This window comes from Affinirhizobium helianthi, from assembly GCF_042680945.1.
In the GTDB taxonomy this organism is placed as follows: Bacteria; Pseudomonadota; Alphaproteobacteria; order Rhizobiales; family Rhizobiaceae; genus Neorhizobium; species Neorhizobium helianthi.
In genome coordinates, this window is record NZ_JBHUEQ010000027.1 from 99,260 (window position 1) to 122,801 (window position 23,542).

Annotated in this window: 22 protein-coding genes; 15 read left to right on the top strand and 7 right to left on the bottom strand. The window is 56.7% G+C overall.

Going from position 1 to position 23,542, the window contains the following annotated elements; translation table 11 throughout:
• The first annotated feature begins 408 nt into the window (after nucleotides 1–408).
• The gene (locus ACFSE1_RS16230; protein ID WP_377403527.1) at nucleotides 409–639 is read left to right on the top strand and encodes a hypothetical protein; all 231 of its coding nucleotides are present in this window, start codon (nucleotides 409–411) and stop codon (nucleotides 637–639) included.
• 86 nt (nucleotides 640–725) lie between these two features.
• Here the strand turns inward: ACFSE1_RS16230 and ACFSE1_RS16235 are convergent, their stop codons facing one another.
• Nucleotides 726–1,532 carry a polysaccharide deacetylase family protein gene (locus ACFSE1_RS16235; RefSeq protein ID WP_377403530.1) on the bottom strand — a complete coding sequence of 269 codons (807 nt, stop codon included), beginning with the start codon at nucleotides 1,530–1,532 and terminating at the stop codon, nucleotides 726–728.
• Between the two features lie 212 nt (nucleotides 1,533–1,744).
• On the bottom strand, nucleotides 1,745–2,134 hold the full coding sequence (locus ACFSE1_RS16240) for a hypothetical protein (protein WP_377403533.1): 390 nt from the start codon (nucleotides 2,132–2,134) through the stop codon (nucleotides 1,745–1,747).
• 250 nt (nucleotides 2,135–2,384) lie between these two features.
• Between ACFSE1_RS16240 and mobC the strand changes: the two genes are divergently transcribed.
• Complete coding sequence (gene mobC, locus ACFSE1_RS16245; protein ID WP_465269781.1) at nucleotides 2,385–2,684, top strand: plasmid mobilization relaxosome protein MobC; 300 nt, start codon at nucleotides 2,385–2,387, stop codon at nucleotides 2,682–2,684.
• Here mobC and ACFSE1_RS16250 read toward each other — a convergent pair.
• Complete coding sequence (locus tag ACFSE1_RS16250; protein ID WP_377403762.1) at nucleotides 2,567–3,250, bottom strand: hypothetical protein; 684 nt, start codon at nucleotides 3,248–3,250, stop codon at nucleotides 2,567–2,569. The genes mobC and ACFSE1_RS16250 overlap by 118 nt on opposite strands.
• Nucleotides 3,251–3,377: 127 nt before the next feature.
• Here ACFSE1_RS16250 and ACFSE1_RS16255 point away from each other — a divergent pair, with 127 nt between their 5' ends.
• The 12 genes from ACFSE1_RS16255 to brxL all read left to right on the top strand — a co-directional run bounded on the left by ACFSE1_RS16255 (nucleotide 3,378) and on the right by brxL (nucleotide 20,698).
• The gene (locus ACFSE1_RS16255) at nucleotides 3,378–3,878 is read left to right on the top strand and encodes a hypothetical protein (RefSeq protein ID WP_377403539.1); all 501 of its coding nucleotides are present in this window, start codon (nucleotides 3,378–3,380) and stop codon (nucleotides 3,876–3,878) included.
• Between the two features lie 3 nt (nucleotides 3,879–3,881).
• On the top strand, nucleotides 3,882–4,214 hold the full coding sequence (locus tag ACFSE1_RS16260) for a hypothetical protein (RefSeq protein ID WP_377403542.1): 333 nt from the start codon (nucleotides 3,882–3,884) through the stop codon (nucleotides 4,212–4,214).
• A 66-nt stretch (nucleotides 4,215–4,280) separates the two neighbouring features.
• The gene (locus ACFSE1_RS16265; protein WP_377403545.1) at nucleotides 4,281–6,131 is read left to right on the top strand and encodes a type IV secretory system conjugative DNA transfer family protein; all 1,851 of its coding nucleotides are present in this window, start codon (nucleotides 4,281–4,283) and stop codon (nucleotides 6,129–6,131) included.
• A gap of 230 nt (nucleotides 6,132–6,361) precedes the next feature.
• On the top strand, nucleotides 6,362–6,532 hold the full coding sequence (locus ACFSE1_RS16270; protein ID WP_377403756.1) for a type II toxin-antitoxin system Phd/YefM family antitoxin: 171 nt from the start codon (nucleotides 6,362–6,364) through the stop codon (nucleotides 6,530–6,532).
• 136 nt (nucleotides 6,533–6,668) lie between these two features.
• Entirely contained in the window at nucleotides 6,669–7,157 is a 489-nt protein-coding gene (locus ACFSE1_RS16275; RefSeq protein WP_377403548.1) for a BrxE family protein, read from the top strand.
• Complete coding sequence (locus ACFSE1_RS16280; RefSeq protein ID WP_377403551.1) at nucleotides 7,102–7,944, top strand: BrxA family protein; 843 nt, start codon at nucleotides 7,102–7,104, stop codon at nucleotides 7,942–7,944. Before ACFSE1_RS16275 ends, ACFSE1_RS16280 begins: the two co-directional genes overlap by 56 nt.
• Nucleotides 7,925–8,500 carry a BREX protein BrxB domain-containing protein gene (locus ACFSE1_RS16285; RefSeq protein ID WP_377403554.1) on the top strand — a complete coding sequence of 192 codons (576 nt, stop codon included), beginning with the start codon at nucleotides 7,925–7,927 and terminating at the stop codon, nucleotides 8,498–8,500. The genes ACFSE1_RS16280 and ACFSE1_RS16285 overlap by 20 nt, the downstream gene beginning before the upstream one ends.
• A gap of 24 nt (nucleotides 8,501–8,524) precedes the next feature.
• A complete protein-coding gene (gene brxC / locus ACFSE1_RS16290) occupies nucleotides 8,525–12,151 on the top strand; it encodes a BREX system P-loop protein BrxC (protein ID WP_377403557.1) in 3,627 nt (1,208 codons plus the stop codon).
• A 257-nt stretch (nucleotides 12,152–12,408) separates the two neighbouring features.
• Nucleotides 12,409–14,040 (top strand): Eco57I restriction-modification methylase domain-containing protein, encoded by a 1,632-nt coding sequence (locus ACFSE1_RS16295; RefSeq protein WP_377403560.1) that lies wholly within the window; start codon nucleotides 12,409–12,411, stop codon nucleotides 14,038–14,040.
• Entirely contained in the window at nucleotides 14,040–15,968 is a 1,929-nt protein-coding gene (locus tag ACFSE1_RS16300) for a BREX-1 system adenine-specific DNA-methyltransferase PglX (protein ID WP_377403563.1), read from the top strand. The genes ACFSE1_RS16295 and ACFSE1_RS16300 overlap by 1 nt, the downstream gene beginning before the upstream one ends.
• An 87-nt stretch (nucleotides 15,969–16,055) precedes the next feature.
• The gene (locus ACFSE1_RS16305; RefSeq protein WP_377403566.1) at nucleotides 16,056–18,584 is read left to right on the top strand and encodes a PglZ domain-containing protein; all 2,529 of its coding nucleotides are present in this window, start codon (nucleotides 16,056–16,058) and stop codon (nucleotides 18,582–18,584) included.
• Nucleotides 18,581–20,698: a BREX system Lon protease-like protein BrxL gene (brxL, locus tag ACFSE1_RS16310; protein WP_377403569.1), complete on the top strand. Its 2,118-nt coding sequence runs from the start codon at nucleotides 18,581–18,583 to the stop codon at nucleotides 20,696–20,698. The genes ACFSE1_RS16305 and brxL overlap by 4 nt, the downstream gene beginning before the upstream one ends.
• Before the next feature lie 58 nt (nucleotides 20,699–20,756).
• On the opposite strand, the gene ACFSE1_RS16315 is transcribed toward brxL, so the two are convergent.
• The 4 genes from ACFSE1_RS16315 to ACFSE1_RS16330 form a co-directional block, all read right to left on the bottom strand.
• Nucleotides 20,757–21,044 (bottom strand): helix-turn-helix transcriptional regulator, encoded by a 288-nt coding sequence (locus ACFSE1_RS16315; protein WP_377403572.1) that lies wholly within the window; start codon nucleotides 21,042–21,044, stop codon nucleotides 20,757–20,759.
• Between the two features lie 17 nt (nucleotides 21,045–21,061).
• On the bottom strand, nucleotides 21,062–22,384 hold the full coding sequence (locus tag ACFSE1_RS16320) for a type II toxin-antitoxin system HipA family toxin (protein WP_377403575.1): 1,323 nt from the start codon (nucleotides 22,382–22,384) through the stop codon (nucleotides 21,062–21,064).
• A 78-nt stretch (nucleotides 22,385–22,462) separates the two neighbouring features.
• The gene (locus ACFSE1_RS16325; RefSeq protein ID WP_377403578.1) at nucleotides 22,463–22,816 is read right to left on the bottom strand and encodes a hypothetical protein; all 354 of its coding nucleotides are present in this window, start codon (nucleotides 22,814–22,816) and stop codon (nucleotides 22,463–22,465) included.
• A complete protein-coding gene (locus ACFSE1_RS16330; RefSeq protein ID WP_036585387.1) occupies nucleotides 22,813–23,223 on the bottom strand; it encodes a helix-turn-helix domain-containing protein in 411 nt (136 codons plus the stop codon). Before ACFSE1_RS16330 ends, ACFSE1_RS16325 begins: the two co-directional genes overlap by 4 nt.
• Nucleotides 23,224–23,318: 95 nt before the next feature.
• Between ACFSE1_RS16330 and ACFSE1_RS16335 the strand changes: the two genes are divergently transcribed.
• Entirely contained in the window at nucleotides 23,319–23,537 is a 219-nt protein-coding gene (locus tag ACFSE1_RS16335) for a helix-turn-helix domain-containing protein (RefSeq protein ID WP_237853731.1), read from the top strand.
• The last annotated feature ends 5 nt before the right edge of the window (nucleotides 23,538–23,542 follow it).

Here is a 23,542-nt window from a genome sequence, read left to right on the forward strand (position 1 = left end):
GCCGGCAACAACGGCAACTGAACCGATACGTTCCAGCAAAGCTGAAAATAGTTAATATTAACCATCCAAAGCACTGCAAGCTCTCGCTGCAGTTGCCTTCGGCGCTACGCCACTCCTTGTTTTAGCACCCTTCACACAACAGAGAACATCTGCGTACGAAAGAGCAACCCCAACGCCGCGCCGAAACCTTTTCCACAGCTTCTCCACAATAGCCTCAACAGATGAACACAGAGTGAAGCCGCTGATCTCAAACAAGGTCTGGCGAGTAAAAAAAGAGGATGTAGACAAACCCCGCTTTGGAACATTGGGGAAAAGTGCCGCGAGAACAAAATCCAGGAAATGCGCAGCCGACACAATTTTTGTCGCAATCTGCGGTCATGGTGCCAAATGTGATTGGAGGACACCATTATGGAACAGGAGATGACCTTCCAGGAATTGACGAGCGATCCGCTCATTGCCTTGCTGATGCAGGCAGATGGCGTCGCCGTTCAGGATCTGGACGAATTGCGCAAACACACCGCCGAGCGGGAACTTGCCGAGCTTCAAACGCACATCCGCAAATCCCACGCAGATGATTTCTATCGTCGGCTGGACCAGTCCATGCTGGCACGTCAGGCATACCGGAAAAGCGCCAGCTGACTTGCGCACCGAACCGATGCCTCAAACAGATGAACGCACGGAAGCGCCATTCTTCCGATTGCTGAGGCGCGCCTGAAAGCAAAGCATCAATTGTTCGGCGTGGCCGCATTGGCCGCTTCCTGAGCATCCTCCAGACGAACAAATTGCACACCGCGCTTCTGCAAGGCGATAATTCCCCTCACCACACCTGAACCTGCCTCATGGGTAGGTTGGTTGATATGGGCAATGATGACATCTCCATCCTTGGCTGCGGAAAGGCGCTTTTCCGTCATGCTGGCGCCCAGAAGCGAGCCTCCATCCCCGTTCACAGAATAGCCGGCGATCTTGTAGCCCATGCTGCGAATCTGCCGGATTGCACTGTCATCGTATTTCGCAGTTGATCCTCTGAACCATCGCGGCGGCGCAAAGCCCGCCGCCTGAACCGCAGCCGCCCCATTGGCGACTTCCCGCCGCACCGCCTCGGGAGACCCTGCCGAAGCGATGCCGTAGACGGAAACCGGTACATCGATGGCCGGAATGTGATTTTCGCCGTGGTTCTCAATCTGAAAAAGATCCGGGTGCGCCTGAAACACCGCCACAGTCTGTGAATTCCGCTTCAGCCAACGGGCAGTGACGAAAATCGTTGCTGGAATGCGCTGCTCCACCAGAAGCGACAGTATACGCTGATCCACCTGCCCCATGCAGGCATCGAACGTCAGCGCCACGCGCGGCCTGACAGAGGGTGTGGGGAAATTCAATCTCAACTTCGGCTCCAAAAGCCTGGGAAACCCTGCCGTGACTGAAGCAGCAAGAGGTGGCCCGGACGGCTTGGCAGAGTGAGGTGCAAGTTCCTGCGCGATTGCCGGGAACGCAAGCTGCAAAAAGAGCATTGAAAGGATGAACGACGACTTCATATCAGGCCTGAAAAATGGAACACGGTCATTTCTCGCGTACCCATAGGATGATGGCAGAAAGAAGGTCTTTCGAAAGCGTTAATTCGTGCCACTTTGGCACAAAACCTAACGTTCATAATAATTTACCAAGGACACTCTCCAAATCTGCGCGACGTTCGTGTAAGAGTTGTCCATCTTGTATGCAATCACACAGCAACACATGTGGGAATGTCTCATTTTGGAACATGAAGCAGAATGATGTCTGCCACCGAAATCGGGACGTCCGACGGAGCAAGCGGGGTGTACCAATGCTCATGGACTTTTCGACAAAAGAAGGCGTTTTGATGCCGCACGAATTGAACATGCTTCAGGGCATCTTCGATGGCTCGGTAAAGCGGTTCGGTTACTGCAAGAATGGTGTGGAAGCCCGAATCCTGGCGACCACGATGATCGACTTGTACCGGCGCGGTCTGCGCGACGAGGCCAAGCTCAAGATCCTTTTCGCCGCCTGAACCACCCAGCCATTCCATTTTATTTCGCCAGCGCAGCCTTGTGCGCTGGTTTTGCCGTTTCCCCTCAAGCAGAAACGCCGCCCGCCACTCCACTTGGAGACGCGCATCCAAGGGCCAGCCGCCGCCGTGACCACATCGCCGATGAGACTGCCCGACAAACCGACCTTCGGAGGGCGTCATGACGGCTGGCGATTTGAAGGGAGCAAGGCGACCCCTGTCATACGGCGAGCCGTCCGACAGGGAGCCTTGTGAGGGGATGCAAGCCTCCCCTTCAAACCCCACCAAGAGCACACGGCGACCACCCAAAGGCGACCTCAATGCCGTCGTGGTTTTCCGCTGCACGGCATCGGAAAAGTAGGCGCTGACCGCACGCGCGGCGCGGGCCGGTCTGCCCTTCGCCACGCTGATGCGGGAAGCGCTCGGCCTCACCGAGGCGCGCCGCCGCCGTCCGGTTCCCAAGGTGGACCCGGAGCTGATGCGCGCCGTCGCGCGGATCGGCGGCAACCTCAACCAGATTGCGCGATGGCTGAACGCGGCCCAGGTTCAGGGCCAGGTGTCCGCCATCGACGCAATCACGGCTGCCGCGCGCCTGGTCGCCATCGAGCGGGCGTTATCGGAAACGCTTGAGCAGTTCACGGCCAAGGATGGCGCGCCGTGCTGATCAAGTTTTTCCGAAACGGCCAGGGCGGCGGATCGGGACCGGTTGACTACCTGGTCGAGCGCGACGTCATGCTGTTTGCCCGCGAGCCTCTGCCGGAGGTTCTGCGCGGCGACGCAGACCGCATGCGCGCGCTGATCGACGCTTGTCCGCACAAGTGGACCTATCGCGCCGGCGTCATCGCCTTCACGGCGGAAGACGCGCCGAACCCTGCCCAGCAACGGCAGGTGATGGACGCCTTCGAGAGCCTTGCCTTTGCCGGCCTCGAATCCGACCAGCGCGATATGCTTTGGGTCCGCCACACCCATGAGCGCCGCGTCGAGCTGCATTTCGTAACGCCGCGCATGGAGCTTGTGAGCGGACGCAGTCTCAACATCGCGCCGCCCGGCTACCAGAAGCACTACGACACCTTGCGCGACGTTCTGAACAAGGAACACGGCTGGAGCGATCCGATGACGCCCGAGCGCTCTCGCGAGACGGTCAGCCTCATCGAGAGCGTCAGGCGCGGCGATGCCCGCGAGCTGATCCATGACTGGATCGTCCAGCGCATCGAGACCGGCGAAATCCATGACCGCCCGAGCATGACCGAAGCCTTGACGGCGGCGGGTTTCGATCTGCCGCGCGCCGGCAAAAATTACATCACCGTGCGCGATCCGGAGACGGGCGAGCGCTGGCGTTTGAAAGGAGACCTGTTCCGTGAAGACTGGACCCGAGAGAATACCCTTGAGCGAGCGCTTGAAAGATCGGCTGGCGAGCCCAGCCGCTCCGGAAGCCGGCTCGATGCCATCGCCCTCGACGAGCTTCGAGACCGATTGGAGCGAAGCCTTGAAGCGCGCGCAAGCTACAATCGAGACCGATATCCGCAGCTTCACGGACGCGAACCGCCAGCACTTGAGCGAGGCACTGGCGACGACCGAGGCGGACGTGAACCGGCTTCGGTCGATGGTGCAGCCGTTCTTCCTGACCATGGGCGCGGTGGCACTGCTGATCGGCCTGTTGAGTTTCACCGCGAGCTGGTTCTGGGCGGGACTGATGATCGACCGCGCCCAGAACGCCAGCCTTTGGCAGATGGGCTTGCAGATCAACCAGACCGGCAACGGCAAAGTCCTGACCTGGGACGTCAACCGCCTTCAGCTGATCACCTGTCAGGCCGGGACCGGCAAAACCCCATGCCTGAAGATCGTCCAGGGAGATTGACCGATGACCGGAACGACCAGACCACCGATGACCGAGACCCTGTCGCCGCTGGAGCGCGAATTGCTGGGTTACGTCGAGACGTTGATGAACACCTTGCAGAGCGGAACCGCGCAGTTCGAGGCGCTGGAGAAACGCTCGACCGACATGATCGAAAACCGGCAAGCGGCTTTGGAAGGATCGCTGAAATCGCTCATCGCGTCACAGGCTACCTTCATGAACGCCTGGCTCGCCTCCGGCAATCATTCCAGCGACACGACCTCGACCGAGCTGACGGAAGCGTTCGGCCTGCTGGAGCAAGCCGAAGCGATGCTGGAGACGATCGCGCCGCCGACGTGACAGCCCGACCGCCCGCGCCCGGTCGCGGCCGCAACTGATTTTTATTTCCGTCTGGAGTTTCGATCCATGAATTTGATCATTCAGCCCTACCGCTATGCCCTTTCCATTGCCATCGTGGCCACCGGTTTCCTGCTGATGGAAACCGCACCGTTGTTATGGCCACCGATCTACCAAAACGCGCGCGCCGCCATCCTGGTGATGTTTTGCGGGTTTGCGCTGTTGACGTTGGCGGGAGACACCCAGGGCCGCATCCGCAGCGCGTCGGGCTTAGCTGTGGGGGCTGCCCTTCTTGCCGCGTCTGCTCTCGCCCTTACCGACCCCACCATTGCGGCCGGCGTCCTGCTCGACAGCATCAAGGCTTGGCGAAATGCCGGTTATTCCGGAATCGAGAGCATCCGAGGCATGGTTTCGACATGGGACCGCTTCACAGAGGCGCAAAAGCTCGGTGTGCAAACCAGCCTCGCCATAGGCCTGCCTGTGCCGCTGTTCCTCATTCTGTGGGGGATTTCGATCGCCGCCCCGGCATCATCCAGCCGGATTTCCAAAGAAGGCCCGTGGCGCGCCCGATGGATGAACCGCCACGAACTGCGCCAGCTCCGGCACAACGACGCGGGCTTGCCACTCGGTCTTTCCGGCCGAGCAATGCTGCGCTACCGCCCCAACCCGAAGACTGGATGGCGCGCAGGCCACCATGTTGCCATCGCAGGCACCCGCGCCGGGAAAGGCGTGTCCGTCGTCATTCCCGCCATCATCGACCATGATGGGCCGGTCGCGGTCCTCGACATCAAGGGTGAAAACTTCGCCGTGACGCGCCGCTATCGGCAGTCGCTCGGCCGCCAGGTCGTGGTTCTCAATCCCTTCGGCGTCATCGAGCCGTCGAAAGATCGTTTCAATCCACTCGACTATATCCGGCAAGCGCACCTCGTCCGCGACATCGAGGTCATTGCCGAGGGGCTTGTGCGACCGGAAGGCGGAAACGGCGCGCATTTTGCCGAAATGGCGAAATCCATGATCGCCGCTGTGATCGAGGTTGTTATGACCAAGCGCGTCGAGGCCGATCGCAACCTGATCACCGTCATGGACCTGCTGTTTTCCGCCGGCTTTGAAAAGACGATGACGGAATGGGCCGGTGCGCCGGAAACGTTCGGAACCCGCCCAGCCGCCGCCGCTGCCACCTTCCTCGCAGCCGGGGAAAACGAGCGCGAAGCGATCAAGACGACGATCAAGAAGGCCTTCGATTGGGCGCGATCCGACGAACTGCGCAGTTTCCTCAGCGCCTCCACATGCTCGCTCGAAAACCTGTTCGAGGGCCGCGCCGATCTCTTCATGGTGGTCCCGCTCGATCAGGTGGACGCCCAGGCCGTCTTTCTCCGGCTGCTGACAAACATCATTCTCGGCATGGCCGTGCGCCTTGAAGGCGCGAAGAAGCCGAAAAAGAACGTGCTTCTGGTGCTGGATGAGTTTGTCCGCCTCGGCCGAATGGAAAAGCTGATCAACATCGCCAACGTTGCCGCCGGCTGCGGCATCGAGGCGCTATTCATCACCCAGGACAAGGGCCAGATCGAAAGCGTGTATGGCAAGGGCGACACCGCCAGCATTCTCGGCTCATGCGTTACAACCCGCATTTTCGGTCTCGGTCGCGCCGAATTCGAAACCGCCAATTGGGCCGCGAGCGCGCTTGGCGATCAGACGGTACTGACCCACACCAAACAATCGTCCGCGAAGTTCGGCGAGAGCCGCAAGACCTCAACCGCCGAGCAACGCCAGAAGCTCATGACCGCCGATCAGATCCTGGAAATGAAGACGAGCAAGATGCTATTGCTGGCGGGATCAAAACCGCCAGCACTTGTAGAGGCGATCGTGTCGCACAGACATCCGGCATATCAGGGCAAGCTGGATCGGAATCCGATGGTGTGATTGACCTTCAAGGCGCCCGATTGTGATCGCTGCCGCCTCCAATTAGCGGGCTTGGAATTTCCAATCGGCCTAAGTCAATGTCACCGGTGCTACGAACCACCTCTTCACTCAACAGTTGCCGCTGCAAAACAAGTTGGAAGCACCAAGATCGCACCGCATCACGGTTGCACATACGAACTAAAATGACCATTATAGTCACACTTTCACGCTGGGCCAGCACTATGAAATCCATGTCGGCGAAGGACGCCAAGAATGCGTTTGGGTTGTTGATTGACACGGCGCGCGCTGAGCCGGTCACAGTCGAAAAGCATGGACGGCCCGTGGTGGTGGTTTTGAGTATCGAGGAATTCGAGCGACTGGTTGAGCGGGGGAATACGAACAGGTGTTCGAAATCGCAATAGGTTGAATGCTTTAAGCAATTTGGTAAGGGGCGAGGTTATGAGAGCGAATAAGCGGATATTGGATCGAGGGGCACCCGCTTTTCTGACGGTTGTTGTCATCATTGGTTTCAAGTAGATGTCGGCGCATAGTGACCCATTGGCCGATCTGTTGAAAGTTCGGCTGCTCGTCGGTTATCTCGGTGAGATTGATCAATTTGGCTGGTGGAAAACCTCGTTCTACCAGCCAGCAAGCCAAGCGTTTCTCGCGCCCATTTTTCCACGTACCGGCCATGTCGCAAAGTATCACGGTGTGGCAGAGGCGGCGCGGCTCGTTCATGACGAGAGTTTAAGTGCTGGATCATATCACCTGTTTCGACTTCCAGAAGAGCTAGAGCATGATCTGCATACAGCTCTTGCTGAAGTTGAAGACCCAGAGATTCAAGATGCCTCAATACACGGGAAAGATGCTGCCTTCGAGAGGTTGCGGGAGATGGGCGACAAATCGATCTCCCCGCCAGATGGCCCCATCTCGCTAGGACAAATCAACGTTTTACGTACATCACACTCCATCGTGCAACTGGCAGGGATTTATGCGGCTTCATTTCAGCGGGGAAGCAAGGCTTTCCCCTATTTCACTCGGGCCTGAAGTGACCGGCGCAATCTACACAACGCAGCTTCAAGCAGGGTTGGGTTTGGTCGCAGAGACCAAGGCCCTGCTGGACCTATGGGTTCCCGGTATGAGCACTGGGGAACTCCAGGAAGTCGCACGGCAGTCCGGAAGTTTCCCGATGATCACCGCACGGAGGCTTCGCAATATCGTCACTGAGTGTTTTGCGCCCCGCTACCTCGTTTCAGGAGCATCTCCCGCGTCTCACCTTAAGATGCTAATGGCATCCGTACCATTGGCTGACCTCATGCAACTAATGTTGCTATTCACAAGCAGAGCAAACCCTATCCTGGGAGATTTCGTACGAGAGATCTACTGGTCTCGTTATGCTGGTGGCTACCAACAGGTCAGTAACGAAGAGGCGCGCGCATTTGTCGAACGAGCGATCGATGACGGCCTTACTTCAAAGCGCTGGTCAGACACTACCGTTCGGAGAGTCGCCGGCTACCTCACAGGTTGTTGCGCAGACTACGGCCTCCTGGAAAAGGGACTTAGGTCGAATAGACGTATTCTTCCATACCGAGCGACGACAACAGCTTCGGCCTATCTAGCGCACGACCTTCACTTTAAGGGCTTGGGCGACAATGCCTTGCTCACTCACCAGGATTGGCAACTCTTCGGGATGGCGCGTGAGGATGTCATCAATGAACTCAAGCGTCTGGCGTTGAAGGGCCACCTGATTGTGCAGGCAGCCGGGGACGTCGTGCGTATCGGCTGGAAGCACCGAAGCATGGAGGCGCTTTGCGATGACATCTCTAAAGGCTGATTTTGATGAGCTGCGTGAACGAATAAGGCAGGGCCGAGAACTCGGTCACGCCAGTTTCGAGCCAATATTCTACCTTGTATTCCCCCCAGAGCAGATCGTGGATGTCAAACGACAGACACCCGCTTGGATGTCTAAGCTACGACAAGATCAGTGGGAAGTTGAGGTCTTTTCTATCGCAGAGCATCTGTGGGCGCTTCTCAGAGATGATCCGTTCTGGGATCTTTGTGTCGCAGAGGATAGGTCGGCGCCAACCGATTGGCAGCGCTCGAACCGGGCCCTGGCGGACATCATTACTACAGGCAACGGATTACTGTCGCGGCTTGAGTCAGTTCTGGCGAAGCGAGAGGGCAAACCGAATTCTCTTGTCTTGGTCACGGACCTCGAAGCGCTGCATCCCTTTATGCGCATTGGTGCAATCGAGAGCCAGTTGCAGGGCAAATTCCACGTGCCCACCGTGTTCCTATACCCCGGTGTAAGGACAGGCAAAACTCGACTGAAATTTCTGGGCTTTTATCCCGAAGATGGCAATTACCGCTCCGTCCATGTGGGCGGGTGAACAAATTGATGCAGTGAGATGAACATGGCGATCCGTGCGCTTTTTGACCCAAACAAAGACATTCAAAGAACCATTGAGAAGGTCATCAGCTACGGCGCTTCAGAGGAAAGCCGTCTGAAGGCCGAAATCTCTGAGTACGTCGTCACTGATAGCATCGAAGAGCAATTTCGTAAGCTTCTCGATCGCATGCAACTTGCCATGGAGACGGGAGGCGAGAACGAAATAGGTGTCTGGGTCTCAGGCTTCTACGGATCAGGCAAGAGCTCCTTCACGAAGTATCTTGGTATGGCGTTCGATGACAAACGCACCATTGATGGAACGCCTTTCATCAATCACCTTCAGGACCGGCTGAACAAGGCCCAAACGAAAGCTCTCCTCACTACGGTTGCTAGACGTTTCCCGGCTGCAGTCGTGATGCTGGATCTGGCAAGCGAGATGCTTGCCGGCGCGACGATGGAGGACGTCTCAACTGTCCTTTATTTTAAGGTCCTGCAGTGGGCAGGTTACTCTCGCAACCTGAAGGTTGCGGCGTTCGAGCGTATGGTCGAAAAAGATGGCCGTATGCAAGAATTGGAGGAGTGCGTAGGCCGCGCTCTGAAAGGCGCAGATTGGTCACGAGTTCAGAACAACCCGCTCGCCATCGATGGTCTGATCCCTAAGATTGCGCATGAGATGTATCCGGCGCTGTTCCCGGAACCCAAGTCTTTCTCATCCAGCACTGAGGGGTTTTACGAGTTTGAAGATCAGCGCGTTCAAGCGATGATCGACATCGTTCGCGAGAAAAGCGGTAAAGAGAACATCATTTTCGTGGTCGATGAGGTCGGCCAGTATGTGGCGTCACGAGACAACCTGATCCTCAATCTTGACGGGCTTGCAAAAAACCTCAAGCGACTGGGAGACGGCAAAGTTTGGATCATCTCGACTGCGCAACAAACACTGACGGAGGACGACCCCCGCGCGACCCTCAATTCCGACAAGCTGTTCAAACTGAAGGATCGCTTTCCGATCCAGATTGACCTTGAGTCGAATGATATCAAGGAAATTTGCTATCGGCGTCTTCTCGGAAAGTCTGCGGCCGGCGCAGCAGAACTGGGCAAGATCTTTGACACACACGGGCAAGCGTTGCGCCATAACACGAAGCTTCACGACGCGAGATACTACGACGCTGACTTCAGTCGTGAAAGCTTCATCAACCTCTATCCCTTCCTGCCGGCTCATTTTGATATCCTCCTCCATCTGCTCGGCGCGCTTGCGAAATCAACCGGCGGCATTGGCCTGCGCTCAGCGATCAAGGTCATTCAGGACGTTCTCAAGGGCGAAGGCGGCTCGAAGCCAATGGCCGACCAGCCAGTCGGCTGGCTCGCCACAACTGTTACACTGTACGACGACCTTGAGAAGGATATCAGGCGTGCCTTCCCTTCAATCTTCCAATCTGTTGGGAAAGTGCAGATCGAATATTTTGGCAGTGAGCTCCACCAGGAGGTGGCAAAAACCATCGCCATTCTTCAGATCCTCGGCAATCTACCGGTGACCGCCCAAAATGTTGCTGCTCTCATGCAGCCTGGCGTAACGGCGCCCTCGCGGCTTGAGGATGTGAAAAAAGCCGTCGAAGAGATGCTCGTCAATGTGCGTGTGCCGCTAGGCGAGAAGGACGGCAATCTGGTCTTCTTGAGTGAACGCTTGCGCGACATTGAGGAAGAGCGGGGTGGAATTGCCCTGCGGTCTGTTGATCTCAAGAGCATCTTCGCATCGAACTTGCGCGAAGTGTTCGACCCGCTCCCGCGCTATACCCTGCACGGGTCGATGGCTGTTGCCACAGGCGTGAAACTGCAATCAGGCAGTATCGCAACGAGCGTGGCGGGCGATCAGAACGCCATCCAGACCGTCGTCGAATTTGTTAAGGCCGACGACTACGAAACCGCCCGAACGAGGATGCTCGACGACTCGCGCGGACGCCAGAACCGCAATGTCATTGGCCTTGTTGCGCGAACCAACACAGACCTCGATGATCTCAATGGCGAGATCTATCGTTGTCAGCGTATTGCCGAACTTCACCGCAATGATCCGGAGCAGGAGATCAGAGATTATTGCACCGGTCAGTTGGAACGCGCTGCCAAGTTGTCGCTACAACTTCAGAGCAAGATCAAGCAGGCGCTCCAGGCCGGGTCCTTTGTCTTCCGGGGTGAAGCAACCGCCGTTGCTGCGCTGGACGCTGATCTCCTGGAAGCTGCGAAAAAGCTGCTTGGCAAGGTCGCGGCGGAGGTTTTCGACCGTTACGTAGAAGCCCCGGTTCGTGTGCCAACAGACAATGCAGAGAAGTTCCTCAAAGTCGCCAATCCCGCCGCCCTTGCAAGCACGCTCGACCCCTTGAGCTTGGTTCAGACGGTTGCCGGCAAAGCCAGCTTCCGGACGGATCACCGCGCAATGATCAGCATCCGCGATTACATTGATCGCCATGGCAGCGCCAACGGCAAGCGCTTGTTGGATGACTTCTCCACGGATCCGTTCGGCTGGTCCCCAGACACCACCCGATACATCCTGGCCGCTATGCTGATGGCGGGGGAAATCAAGCTGACCGTATCGGGGCGAGAAGTCACCGCGGCGGGCGCCCAGGCGATCGAGGCGCTCAAGACAAACAATAGCTTCCGCCAAGTGGGTGTTTCTCTTCGTCATGAACGGCCCTCGAACGAGACACTCAGCCGAGCAGCGCAGCGATTGACGGATCTCCTCGGCGACGTCGTCATCCCGCTGGAGCAAGAGATCAGCAAAGCGACAGCCAAACACTTCACACAGTTGCAGTTGGAATACGGAACGCTGTCCGAAAGGTTGAGCCGCCTGGGGCTTGGCGGCAGCGAGCGCGTCAGAGGCATGAACCAGGAGATCGCCGATATCCTGTTCACCGACGCCTCCGATGCCCCGCAACGGCTCGGCGCCGAAGAGTCGTCGATTTACACCAACTTGAAGTGGGCGCACGAGGTCAAGCTCGCGCTCGACAATGGTCTGGAAAAGACGCTGAGCGAACTCCAGGATCACTGCCGCGAAATCAGCCAACTGCCAAACACCGGGGTTCCGGGCGACCTCCGTCGGGATTCGGAAGATGCCCTGAAAACTGTCACGGATTGGATCGCCACGGATGAGTTTTATCGTCATGCGGCCGATTTCAGCACCCAGCTGACCGAGACAAAGGCGCGAGTGAGAGATGCCGTCGCCACATTGGCAGACCAGCAAAAGCAGCGACTGAAGGATGGTCTGGACGATTTGCAGCGTGTTCCCGAATGGAGCGAGCTCACCCAGGAAGAGCGGAGCAACGTCGCTGCTCGGCTTGATGCCTTGGAGATCAGCGTTGACCATAATCTCGCAGGCCTGAAGCGGCTTCTAACCCGGGACTACGACATCAACAGCACGGTTGACCACTTGCGCCGCTTCATTCAGCGCCAGGGACAAGAGCGCATCCTGCAGCGCGCCGAAGCGAAGCCGAAGGGGATGGAGGACGGCGGCCCCAAGAAGCGGACCGAGGCGATCCCGCTGCCGGCAAAGCTGACGACCCTTGCAGATCTGGAAATGCTCATTCTGCGCTTGAATGAGCTTCGCGGTCAGTTCTCAACCTATCAGGATGTGGAGCTCTCGCTCATTATCGAGGGAGAGAAATAGCCATGGCTTTCGATCAGGCAACACGTGGCCGTTTGCAACGCTTCGTGAATGAGGCTCGCAAGGCGCTTGAAGAAGAATTTACGCGCCAACTACAGCTCGACTACGGCCTTGACCCTGCCTCTGGCACGGTAACGCCAATCGAAAACCTGCGTCATCTCAATGACACGCAGAGAGAAACGGCGCGTATCCTGCGGGACACGCTGGCGCATTATTGCGCAAGTCCAGGGACAAGTCCTGCCTCCGGGCTTGACCGCATCGTGCGTGAACAGGCCTTCACGGTTCTCAACCGATTGGCAGCCTTGCGCATGGCGGAAGCGCGCGGGCTTTTGATCGAATCTGTCGGCAATGGATACCAGGCAAAAGGCTTTCAGCTATATGCCCGGCTGGCGGGAGCCGGCCTTGGCGAAACCGGAGATGCCTATCGCACCTATCTTCTCAGTGTTTTCGATGAGCTATCGCAGGATCTTCCGGCTCTTTTCGATCGCTACTCGCCGCAAGGGCGCCTGTTTCCGCGCGAAGCGGCGCTTGTGCAGGTCCTGTCTCTGATCAATCACGGTGAAATCGATCCTCTCTGGGCCGAGGATGAGACAATCGGCTGGATCTACCAGTATTTCAACTCCAAAGAAGAGCGCAAAGCCATGCGCGACGCCTCCCAGGCGCCGCGCAACAGCCGCGAACTGGCGGTGCGAAACCAGTTTTTTACGCCGCGCTATGTGGTGGAGTTCCTGGTCGACAACACATTGGGGCGGCTCTGGTTCAACTGGACAGGCGGTCAGACTGGTCTGCGTGACCGCTGCCAATATCTTCTTGTGAAACCAGACGAACAGCCTGAAGCGGCAAAAAGGCTGCGCGACCCCCGCACGATCAAGCTGCTCGACCCCGCCTGCGGTTCCATGCATTTTGGCCTCTATGCCTTCGACCTGTTTGAGGAGATTTATCGCGAGGCTTGGGACTGGGAGCAAACCCATGGCCCCGCGGCGCTAGATCGAGAAACCGGCGGCAGCCCAGATCTGAAACCTTTTGCTCAAACCTATGCCGATCAGGATGCGCTGCTTCGGGACGTGCCGCGGCTGATCATCGAGCACAACATCTATGGCGTCGACATTGACCCTCGGGCGGCCCAGATTGCATCCCTGGCCTTGTGGCTACGGGCGCAGCGCGCTTGGCATGAAGCGGGGGTGAAGGCCAGAGACCGGCCGCAAGTGGGCCAAGGCCAAGTGGTGGCCGCAGTGGCACCGCCGGCAGAGGTGGACCTGCGTAAGCGATTTATGGAGGACCTCGACCCGCTGGATGCCAAGCTTTTCGAGCAAACGCTGTTTATGCTCAAGGGCCTGCCGGAACTTGGCGTGCTGCTGCAGGTCGAAAAGGAGCTACCTGCGCTGATCCGACAGGTGTTTGGTGAGCATGGTGATTTGTTCCGCACCGAAGATATGGCGCAATGGCAGAAGGCGGAGGCGCGACTGCGAACAGCATTGACGGACTATGCCCGCGCAGCGAGGTCCACCTACCAAGGGCGGCTCTTTGCCGAGGACGCGCTCCAAGGGCTGCGAATGATTGACCACTGCCGGGAGGTGTTCGATGTAGTGGTGATGAACCCGCCGTTTGGGGGGCTTAGCCTCAGTGTCAAGGACTACCTGATAAAGAGATACCCAAATTCGAAAAATGACCTCCTTGCTATATTTGTTGAGAGAAGTCTTGAGACGACGCGATCAAAGGGAATGATTGGCGCAATCACCTCTAGAACTTGTTTCTTCTTGAAGCGATTCGCCCCATGGCGAGAAAAAATAGTACTAGGCTCAGCACTACCCATTGTCTTTTCTGACCTGGGAGTTGGGGTCATGGATGATGCTGCAGTGGAAGCGGCAGCCTATGTTTTGGAGAAGAATTAGTGGCACTTTTTTTTCGTCTGATCGGAAAGGATTCACAGCAGGACGCCCTTCGGGAGTCAACTGCTGCGCTCCGAAGCTCCGGCTATCATCATGACGTGTTTGAAGTCCAGCCCGACGACTTTCGTTCTATTCCTGGAACGCCGTTTGCCTACTGGACTGGGCCTGGAGTGAGATCAGCGTTTAAGAACTCCAAGAGCGTAAAATCTCAGGGGATTACGGTAGCGAGTGGGGCTTCATCCAAGGATGACGAAAGGTTCCTACGCCTTGCCTGGGAGAGGGAAATAGATGACTCTAAGTTTCCGTTCTTGGCAAAAGGTGGAAAGTTCTCACCTTACTATGCAACAGTTTATCTACGTATAAACTGGCAGAATGACGGCGAAGAGATAAAAATTTTCGTTGAAGAATACAGACGTGGAAGAGGTTTCAGTCCTCATTGGACTGCCGCTTTACTCAACGCACATCTCTATTTCAGGCCAGGATTGACCTGGCCAAGGCGAACGAATGGCTTGAGCTTCAGAGCGTTGCCGGAAGGTTGTGTTTTCGGGGATAAAGGGCCGGCCGTGTTCGTTGAAGGTGATGACCCTCAGAAGCTTCTCGCGCTTTGCGCTATTTCAAATAGTGAGCCGTTTGGCATTCTTGTTTCAGTTCGTTTGGCCCGCACCGAATTGGCCCAGTCATTTGAAGTTGGACTAATTCAACAGACGCCCTTGCCGACTCTCACACGCGACCAAACCGTTATTTTGTCAGCATTGGCTCGCCGAGCTTGGTCGACCCAACGAATGTTGGCCACGGTCGATGAAACATCCCCTGCATTTCTTCTGCCAGTTGCGCTGATAACCCACCTAGGAGACTACGACCCGCTGTCCACTGATGCGAGGTTGGCCGAGATCCAAGCCGAGATCGACGAGATTGCAATGCAACTATACCGGTTTGTCGACGCAGATCGTAACGCTGCGCTCGGACCACCTGGTATGGCGGCAGACGATGACAGCGAAGGATTCGAGGACGATGACGAAAGCGAGGATGAAGATGTTGCCGACGCCATCGACCAGTCTTACGGCCTTCTCAGTTGGGCTATCGGCGTCGCCTTTGGTCGCTTCGACTGGCGTCTGGCAACCGGTGAGCGCGAAGCACCGCCCGAGCCTGATCCGTTTGACCCGCTTCCAGCCAAAAGCCCTGGAATGCTGCCTGAGGGTGCCACACCATTCCACGATCACAGCGGTATCCTTGTGGACGACCAGGGCCATCCGCATGATTTGGCGCGGCTGATCGAAGAGGTCCTGACCCGTGTCGAGGCAGATGTGCCGGCAGACGTGCGCCGCTGGCTGCAGCGTGACTTCTTCCCCCTGCACCTGAAGCAATACAGCAAGAGCCGCCGTAAGGCCCCGATCTATTGGCCGCTCTCGACCATTTCGGGCAGCTATACGCTGTGGCTTTATTACCCCAGCCTGACCAGCCAGACGCTCTACACCGCCGTCAACGATTTCGTAGAGCCGAAACTAAAGCAGGTCAGCCGCGACGCCGCCACGCTGCGCGACAAGGGCGCTGCCCGCACCCGCGATGACGAAAAGGCGTTCGAAGCGCTTCAAGCGCTTGAGCTAGAGCTGATCGAGCTGCGCGATACCTTGCTGGACATAGCCCCGGCCTATCGCCCCAACCATGACGACGGCGTTCAGATCACGGCAGCACCCCTGTGGCCGCTGTTTCGCCACAAGCCCTGGCAGAAGGTCTTGAAAGACACCTGGGCCAAGCTTGAAAAGGGCGATTATGACTGGGCGCATCTGGCCATGAGCTATTGGCCCGATCGCGTGCGCGAAAAATGCAAGACAGATAAGTCACTCGCCATCGCCCACGACCTGGAGGATCTCTACGAGCCAGCACCCACGACGGAGGGCGGCAAGAAAAAGAAGAAGGGCAGCGGAGCATGATGCGGTATTCGGATAGTGCCACACCGGTCGGTTTCTTTGGTCGCTTGAACGATATGAACGACGGATGTTTGGAAGAGATTTGAACCGATGAGCATTGCACATTTCATCAAGGAGCAAATCCTTCTGAAACGCCTGGTAAAAACGGGGTGCATGGTCGTTTACGATCCCGACCATCGATACCGCGATCTATGCCTGAGCCTGGCAAGTGACCGCATCGTCGTCGTCGACGTATCAGAGGGCGGCATTGAGGCGCGCGAAGCAGCCCTTTCGGCGCTGCTTGAACTTGGCAAACCGGAACCAGCCGTCGACGGTCTGCTGATCTATGTACCAGCGCGCAAACCGGATACGGACGAGGCCATGCAAATGGACCCGTTTTCCATCTACTCGACCTGCGGGGCCATTTTCCCGCAGGATGACGGCGATGAATATCTAAGCCTATGTCTGCGCGCTCGCCCGGACCACACCACCGAGATCCGCAAGGCCTTTGCAGCCGCACCCGCAGGCCCCGCATTCTCCGTTATCGACGCCATCGGCGGTGGCGCCAGTTGGCCGCATCTCCGCGCCGCGTTGGGCGTGGAATCCGGACGAGAGATCCTGACCGCGCTTCTGGTGCCCAGCGACAAGCAGTCTGCTGAGCTGAACCGGCAGGAGGGCTGGTCCGACGAGGCGCGGGAGTTCCTGCGGGCGACGCTGTCGATGAGCGTCAAAACGCGCGGCAAGACCTGGAGTGCTTTGGCCGACGAACTCTGGCGCTTTGTTCTGTTTAGCGAATTTGCATTCGATCTGCCGGGTGCTTTGCCAGGCGCCATCAAAGATGTTCCCCATGCGCCGGTCGAGGCGCGTCCCGTCATCGATGACGTGTGTGAGCGACTGCGCAACGATCCACGCTGGAAATCGACCTATATCGAACGTGCAGAGACCATTGAGGCCGAACTCGATCTACCGAAGCAATGTGCGTCGATCGAGGATCTTGGCGAGCGCGACACCTTCCCATTCGAAGAACGCACCTATTTGAGCGTCGCTATCAAAGGCATCACCACAGGCGATCTGGACGCCGCGCGCACGGTTCTGGCACGCCATAAACACTCGGTTTGGCTGGGCAAAGCCGAAAGCCAGGCGCAATGGGAGTTGGTGCGTTCGAGTCTCAATCTCCTCGAAGCCTGCGAGGACTACGAGCGTCAGCTTCTTGATCGTGCCCGCACGCAATCGGACCTCATCGATTTCTATGTGACGACGCTGCGTGAAGTCGATCGCCTCCAGCGAGAGTTTGAGCAGGCCGTCGGAGAATTTGTTGACCCTCAAGACATGATGCATGCGGTCATTCATCAATCTCGCCAGAGCTATCGGCGGCTGGCTGAGAAGGTGCAGACCATTTTCATGAAGCATCTCGCCACGTCTGGCTGGCCGCCTGCTGAGCGTTTGGCAAATGCGGAAACGTTCGATCGGTTCGTTGCCTCGCGCCTGAAAGAGTCGGGGCGCCGAGTGGCCTACATCCTGGTTGACGCGCTCCGTTATGAGCTCGGCGTCGCCCTGGAAAAGATGCTGGCTGAAGACGGACCGGTCGAGCTTTCTGCTGCCTTTGCGCAATTGCCGACAATCACCCCCGTTGGAATGGCCAGCCTCCTACCAGATGCCAGAGCACAGCTAACCTTGACCACGGAAACCGGGACGCTTGTGCCGAAACTTGGCGGCATAGCGCTCGCGAATGTGAACGCGCGAATGGATGTGCTCCGACGAAAATTCGGCGATCGCTTCAGCGAAATGACTCTTGCCGATTTCGTTCGCGGAAAATCGAAGATCCCGCCCACCGTGGATCTGTTGGTGCTGCGATCGACGGAAATCGACAGCCAGCTTGAGAACGATCCGGAAACAACGCTCGGCCTCATCCCGTCAACGCTGAAATTCATCCGCAACGCGCTCCACAAATTGAAGAACGAGAAATTCAACGACGCCGTGATTGTTACGGACCACGGGTTCTTCCTAAACGCCCAGGCGGATCATGGCGACGTGTGCGCCAAGCCCGCAGGCAATTGGGTCGTGAATGCTCATGACCGCATGCTTCTTGGGACCGGCAACGAGGATGGAAACAATCTCGTCGTCTCGGCTGAGCGAATTGGCGTCCGCTCCGATGTTCCGCAAGTAGCGCTGCCGAAAAGCATGGCTCCTTACAGCAGTGGTCATCTCTACTTCCATGGCGGCGCATCGTTGGCCGAGGCCGTCGTTCCCGTTCTAGTCGCCCGCCTCGATTCTGGCGCGAAGGCTGCCGTTTCGCATTCTTCCGTTGAGCTGCGGTATCGCAACGGTGCCAAGCGGATCACGACTCGTGTGCCAGTGATCGAGGTTGCCTTGCACTCAGATGACATGTTCTCGCGCGATGTCAGCGTGGAAATCCTGTTAGAGGCGCAGGACGCCAAGGGGGATGTTGTGGGCGAGCCGAAGCCGAGTGCCGATGTTAATCCCGCCACGCGCACGATCAGTCTTTATCCGGGTGATCGTAAGCAGATCACCATAGGTATGAGCCCCGAGTTTGAGGGTAAATTCATGGTCAAAGCCTTGAATCCGACAACCTTGGCCAGCTTCTTCACTCTCACCCTTGAGACGGACTACACCGTATGAGCGATCACGACCAACTCGATACGAAGCTCCTCTCGGCATTTGATGGAAAAGTGGTCCGAAAAGACCTCCTGCATCGGATCAAAAAAGGAACGAATGTACCGACGTTTGTTCTTGAATTCTTGCTCGCTCGTTTCTGCGCCAGCGACAGCCAGGCGGAAATTGATGCGGGCATGGAGGCGGTGCTTGCAACGCTACAGGACAATTATGTGCGTCCTGATGAGGCGAATGCAGCTCAATCCAAGGTCGCGACAAAGGGAACCCACCGCTTCATCGACAAGGTGCACGTGCGCTATGTCGAGAAGGAAAAACGGCACTGGGCGTCTCTAGAGAACTTCAATTCCCAACGCATTGCGATCGGCGAGAAGTTCTATCGCGACAATGACCGCCTGCTCGAAGGTGGAATTTGGGCGGAGGTCACACTCGCCCATAACGATATCGAGGAAGACAAGTACGCCTTCTACATCGAAGATCTGCGGCCCATACAATTGTCGCGGTTCGATTTTGCGCGCTATGCCGAAGGGCGGAATGAATTCAGCCGCGACGAGTGGATCGACGCAATTATGCGCTCGGTCGGTTTGGAACCGTCAAAACTCGACCAGCGTGTGAAGATGCATTTCATCGCCCGGCTTGCTGCGCTGGTGGAGCCGAACTTCAACTATATTGAACTCGGTCCGCGAGGCACGGGAAAATCCTACTTCTTCAGCGAGTTCTCGCCATACGCCACCCTTATTTCAGGGGGGCAGGCCACCAAGGCAACACTCTTTTACAACAATGCCCGACGCAAAGTTGGTCTGGTTGGTTATTGGGACACGGTGGCTTTCGACGAGGTTGGCGGCATCAAAGTGCGTGATCCGGATACCATCCAGATCATGAAAGACTTCATGGCGAATGGCAGGTTCTCGCGGGGCGCGGAAATCATCGCGGATGCGAGCTTGAGCTTCGTTGGAAACATCGATCTTTCGGTGCAGCAGGTTGTAAATTCAACGGAATATGACCTATTCCAGCCCTTGCCGCCTGAGCTGGATCTGGCGGTGATGGATCGGTTTGCGGCATATATTCCCGGCTGGGAAATGCCCAAGAACAGCAGCTCATTCCTCACGAACCGATATGGCTTCATTACCGACTATTTGGCGGAGGCCTTCCATTATCAGTTCAAACATACAAATCGGTATGAGGAGGTCAGCCGCCGCGTCCGCCTGGGGAAGGCAGTTGAAGGCCGTGACGAGAAGGGCATCAAAAAAACCATCTGCGCATTCTTAAAGATTCTCCATCCAAACGGGCCTCCTACGGATGAAGAGTTTGACGAGTACGTTGCCTACGCCGTCGAATGCCGACGTCGCGTGAAGGAGCAGATGAACAAACGCAAGCCCGATGACGAGTTTGCCAAGATTGGTCTCTCCTTTTTTGATGCGACGGGCACAGAGGTGGTCGTCTATTGCCCTGAGTCGAAGAATGCCGAAGCGACGCAGCAGCCGGCACGACGCCGCTTGAGACAGAGCGCGGAAGGCTCTGTAGTTGATGACCTGACGACGGCTTCGCCGACAGCCCTTCATCCGTTGCACAAAATGGACGGTGCAGCTTCACCCATCTCTGAAAAGACTGAGCCAGAATTGAAGGAGCAGCACTTTAGCATCCTGTACGGCGACACCGGCCACAGCTACGAGACAATCATTGGCCCATATTTGCGCGGCGCGAGATCTGTGATCATTGAGGACCCCTACATTCGGATGCCGCACCAAATCCAAAATTTCGTCAGGTTTTGCGAGACAGTTCTTCGACACAGCGCGGCCAAAAAGATCACGCTCGTTACGGGCTACGATGACAAGACCCAGCTCGCTGACATCTCAGAAAAGCTCGAGGAGCTCAAGCAAAGCCTTTTAGAACTCGATGTTACCCTCGAGATAATCCTCAATCCCAACCTACACGATCGGGAAATCAGGCTGGACAACGGCTGGATCATCAAGATTGGCCGTGGCCTCGACTTCTATCAGAAACCAGGCGGGTGGTTCGAGATAGGATATCATGACTTGAGCTTGCGCAAGTGCCTGGAAACTAAGGTCGATATATACCGCGTCTCAAACAGTGTTGGCCTGAACACCTTAAGTTCTAGCTAAATGAATCTTAGCTCTCCTCTGGATCTTGAGGAATTGTCGACTGTTGATTGCATGATTATCAAGTTGGGCTCGATTGCTTTGGAATGAACCCAACGCCAAACCCGAATAATCGCCCTATTTTTTCCAATGTTTCGAGCGTGGGGTTTGCTGTGCCGGCCTCCATCTCTGCGACTTGTCGTCGAGTCAGCCCAAGCGTCTTTGCAAACTCCTCCTGCGTCATGCCGAACCCTTTACGGATCTCCGCTACCGCACCGGGCAGCCTCAGGTGCCCAGTTCGAGCACGCTCTGCCAGCGTTCTGCGGTTTTCAAGTATCTCCTCTTTCGTCGGCTTCTTCCATCGAGCCATTTAGCGGTCCTTTGCCATCATTGACACGCGGCCAGAACGCTGTCCGCTATCGTGATACAGCGCCCCATTGCACGATCCAGAATATCCGCAGACGCTCCCATTTCTTTCGCCATGGCCGGAACCTGGCGCAGGCGTTGGGCAAACGTAGTAAGCGTAGCTTCGAGCGCACTGTGCTCAGCAGGATCGGGCATCAGTTCGCCGCAAATGTGCTTCCAATCGGGAAGATGGTCGCGACCTCCGTCACGCATCATCGCCCATCGGGTGGAACGAACAATTCCCTCTTTGGCGAGCCGCATGGGCGCGAAATCAAAGAGGGGAGATAGACGGATCGTGCCGTCCTGATGCTTGCTGAGTGCCGAATTCCGGCCGTGATTGTCGGGATTGCCAAGTGCCAGGTTGGCAATGTCGCGCTTCAGGTATTCCACAACGTCCGCGAAGGGATCGGCCGAATATTGGCGCAGAATGTCGATATAGGCCTCATGTGTGCCGACATGGCCGAAATCGGCAACGCCGATCGCTGACACGAGGCTTTCCTGCCCCAGCCGGACGGTTCCGCCGCCTTCTCTCTTCTTCCGGTCGAAGCGGGGAATAATCAGGACGCCTTCGGCATAGCTTGATGGTTCGCTGACATTCAGGCCGATCTCTTGAGCGATCCGCGAATAGAGGGCTTCGCCTTCGAGGATGAGGCGATCCACAGGCTCGTTGCTGCGTACCAGCTTGACGATGACGTGGCGCATGGCCTCGTCATCGGTCACGAAGCTGTCGGGATAATAGAGCCCATCATTCGCCTGTGTCATAGAGACCTTCGGCCATTCGCCCTGCAGACCGCTGGAGCCGCAGGCGAGCATTCCAAAGCGGTCGGCGACTTCCATGAAGCGATCCGACCGCTCAAGGATTTCCGCTTCTGTCACCCCTTGGCGCTCAACACCGCGCAGGCGTTCCGCTTCGGCGTCCGCCGCTTCTTTGATGCGGATATTGCCTATGCCACCAGTCGCCGATCGGAGAAGCAGCGGAAGATCAGAAGCGCGCGAGCCTTCAGTAAGGCCGAGGTGCTCGGCAAGCTTTCGCCTCGCATGTCCCTGCGGCATGAGATCCAACAGGAATGGCGGCCAGCTGCGGCTGTATCGGTTTTCGAGATCGACGGGATAACGGACGGATAAGGCGCGATGGTCGCGGACCGTTTTTCCGGACGCGAATTCCGCCGACGCCACTGTTACGAAATAGTCGAGATCGTAATCGACGATCGACGCGCCCTGGAAGCCGGCCGCGTCGTCCTTGAGTTCCAATGTCGCGGCGTGATGCCACTTACCGTCAAAATGGGTTTGGAGCGTTAAATGCATTAATTGACCCTTTCAATGGTCCAAATAATGCATTTTCCGAAACTAATCAACCCATCGAAGTGGGTTGAATAGTTACCCTCAGGACTGCCAGCTACCGAAACGGTCATTGAAACTTCTGATCCGGCTGACCATCTTTCGACTCTGAAGGGCAATTCCGCCTGCTAACAACATCATTGAAAAACCAAAAACTGTGACCACCCACGCGTTGGGATCGCTTTTGGCATCAAAAGAGATAAGAGAGACCGCTCCTACCGTGGCGAAGAAGACCATACCAAAATCATATTGCTTTGAAAGGCTTCCGAGCCGAGCAGCATGCTGGGCGTAGCGTAACTGCCTCGCAAACTTTCGCTTTTCGGATGCAAGTTGATCGCATTGACGACCAAGGGCGTAGGCGCCCTGCATTATCTGCTCTTCGAAGCTCGATTTACTCATATCGCTGACCTCAAATATTTTTCTGCGATTTCCTCTGTGAATTCGCCGTGCTGTTCGGCGTAGTCGATCAGGAACCGGATGAGCTTCAAGCGCTTGTCCGGTTCCACCTGACAGTTTTCCCTTGCGATGAAAGCGTTAACCGCCCCTGTCACCTGGTGATACAAGTCGACCTTGTCCCGATTGTAGGGGCTTCCTTCTCCCGTAAGCATCCAGGCGGGATTCACATTGAATTTTAAATGCAAAAGGCGGAGAAGCTTCGCGGGCATCTCGCGATTTCCGCGCTCGTAAGTGTTGTACGCGCTTTGCGAGACCTCAAGCGCTTCGGCAAAGGGCACTTGCTTCAGCCCGGAATCCTTTCGAATTTTCCCAAGCCTTTGCCCCATTGCTTCCATAAATCCGTCTTGCATCAAAATATCTCGAATGCGATAAAAATGTTGCGGCTAGTGCGATTATATGATTCGTTCTGTCTTGTGTCGAATTATCTCTATGGAGTTGGGCAGTTATGCATTCTCAGCTTTTATCACCCAAACAACTCGCAGATCGTTCCGGATGGCCGGTTGCTCGCATCCGGAACCTGATCGCCAAGCAGGAGATCCGTCATGTCCGGATCGGCGGTAGCCTATTTCTGCCGGAAAACGCCGTGGATGAGTATCTTGCGGCGAATATGGTCGAGCCCAAGCAGAAGGCTTTGGCACTTGCTGACAACGCCTCCAGAGCGTGAGGAGC

What these genes read in the sequence shown, in the direction of transcription:
- ACFSE1_RS16265 (WP_377403545.1), top strand. Translation starts at nt 4,281, where the DNA reads ATGAATTTGATCATTCAGCCCTACCGCTATGCCCTTTCCATTGCCATC.
- ACFSE1_RS16285 (WP_377403554.1), top strand. Translation starts at nt 7,925, where the DNA reads ATGACATCTCTAAAGGCTGATTTTGATGAGCTGCGTGAACGAATAAGG.
- ACFSE1_RS16235 (WP_377403530.1), bottom strand. Translation starts at nt 1,532, where the DNA reads ATGAAGTCGTCGTTCATCCTTTCAATGCTCTTTTTGCAGCTTGCGTTC.
- ACFSE1_RS16250 (WP_377403762.1), bottom strand. Translation starts at nt 3,250, where the DNA reads ATGGATTTCGCCGGTCTCGATGCGCTGGACGATCCAGTCATGGATCAG.
- brxC (WP_377403557.1), top strand. Translation starts at nt 8,525, where the DNA reads ATGGCGATCCGTGCGCTTTTTGACCCAAACAAAGACATTCAAAGAACC.
- ACFSE1_RS16315 (WP_377403572.1), bottom strand. Translation starts at nt 21,044, where the DNA reads ATGGCTCGATGGAAGAAGCCGACGAAAGAGGAGATACTTGAAAACCGC.
- ACFSE1_RS16270 (WP_377403756.1), top strand. Translation starts at nt 6,362, where the DNA reads ATGTCGGCGAAGGACGCCAAGAATGCGTTTGGGTTGTTGATTGACACG.
- ACFSE1_RS16260 (WP_377403542.1), top strand. Translation starts at nt 3,882, where the DNA reads ATGACCGGAACGACCAGACCACCGATGACCGAGACCCTGTCGCCGCTG.
- ACFSE1_RS16330 (WP_036585387.1), bottom strand. Translation starts at nt 23,223, where the DNA reads ATGCAAGACGGATTTATGGAAGCAATGGGGCAAAGGCTTGGGAAAATT.
- ACFSE1_RS16320 (WP_377403575.1), bottom strand. Translation starts at nt 22,384, where the DNA reads ATGCATTTAACGCTCCAAACCCATTTTGACGGTAAGTGGCATCACGCC.
- brxL (WP_377403569.1), top strand. Translation starts at nt 18,581, where the DNA reads ATGAGCGATCACGACCAACTCGATACGAAGCTCCTCTCGGCATTTGAT.
- ACFSE1_RS16230 (WP_377403527.1), top strand. Translation starts at nt 409, where the DNA reads ATGGAACAGGAGATGACCTTCCAGGAATTGACGAGCGATCCGCTCATT.
- ACFSE1_RS16305 (WP_377403566.1), top strand. Translation starts at nt 16,056, where the DNA reads ATGAGCATTGCACATTTCATCAAGGAGCAAATCCTTCTGAAACGCCTG.
- ACFSE1_RS16325 (WP_377403578.1), bottom strand. Translation starts at nt 22,816, where the DNA reads ATGAGTAAATCGAGCTTCGAAGAGCAGATAATGCAGGGCGCCTACGCC.
- ACFSE1_RS16280 (WP_377403551.1), top strand. Translation starts at nt 7,102, where the DNA reads ATGCGGCTTCATTTCAGCGGGGAAGCAAGGCTTTCCCCTATTTCACTC.
- ACFSE1_RS16335 (WP_237853731.1), top strand. Translation starts at nt 23,319, where the DNA reads ATGCATTCTCAGCTTTTATCACCCAAACAACTCGCAGATCGTTCCGGA.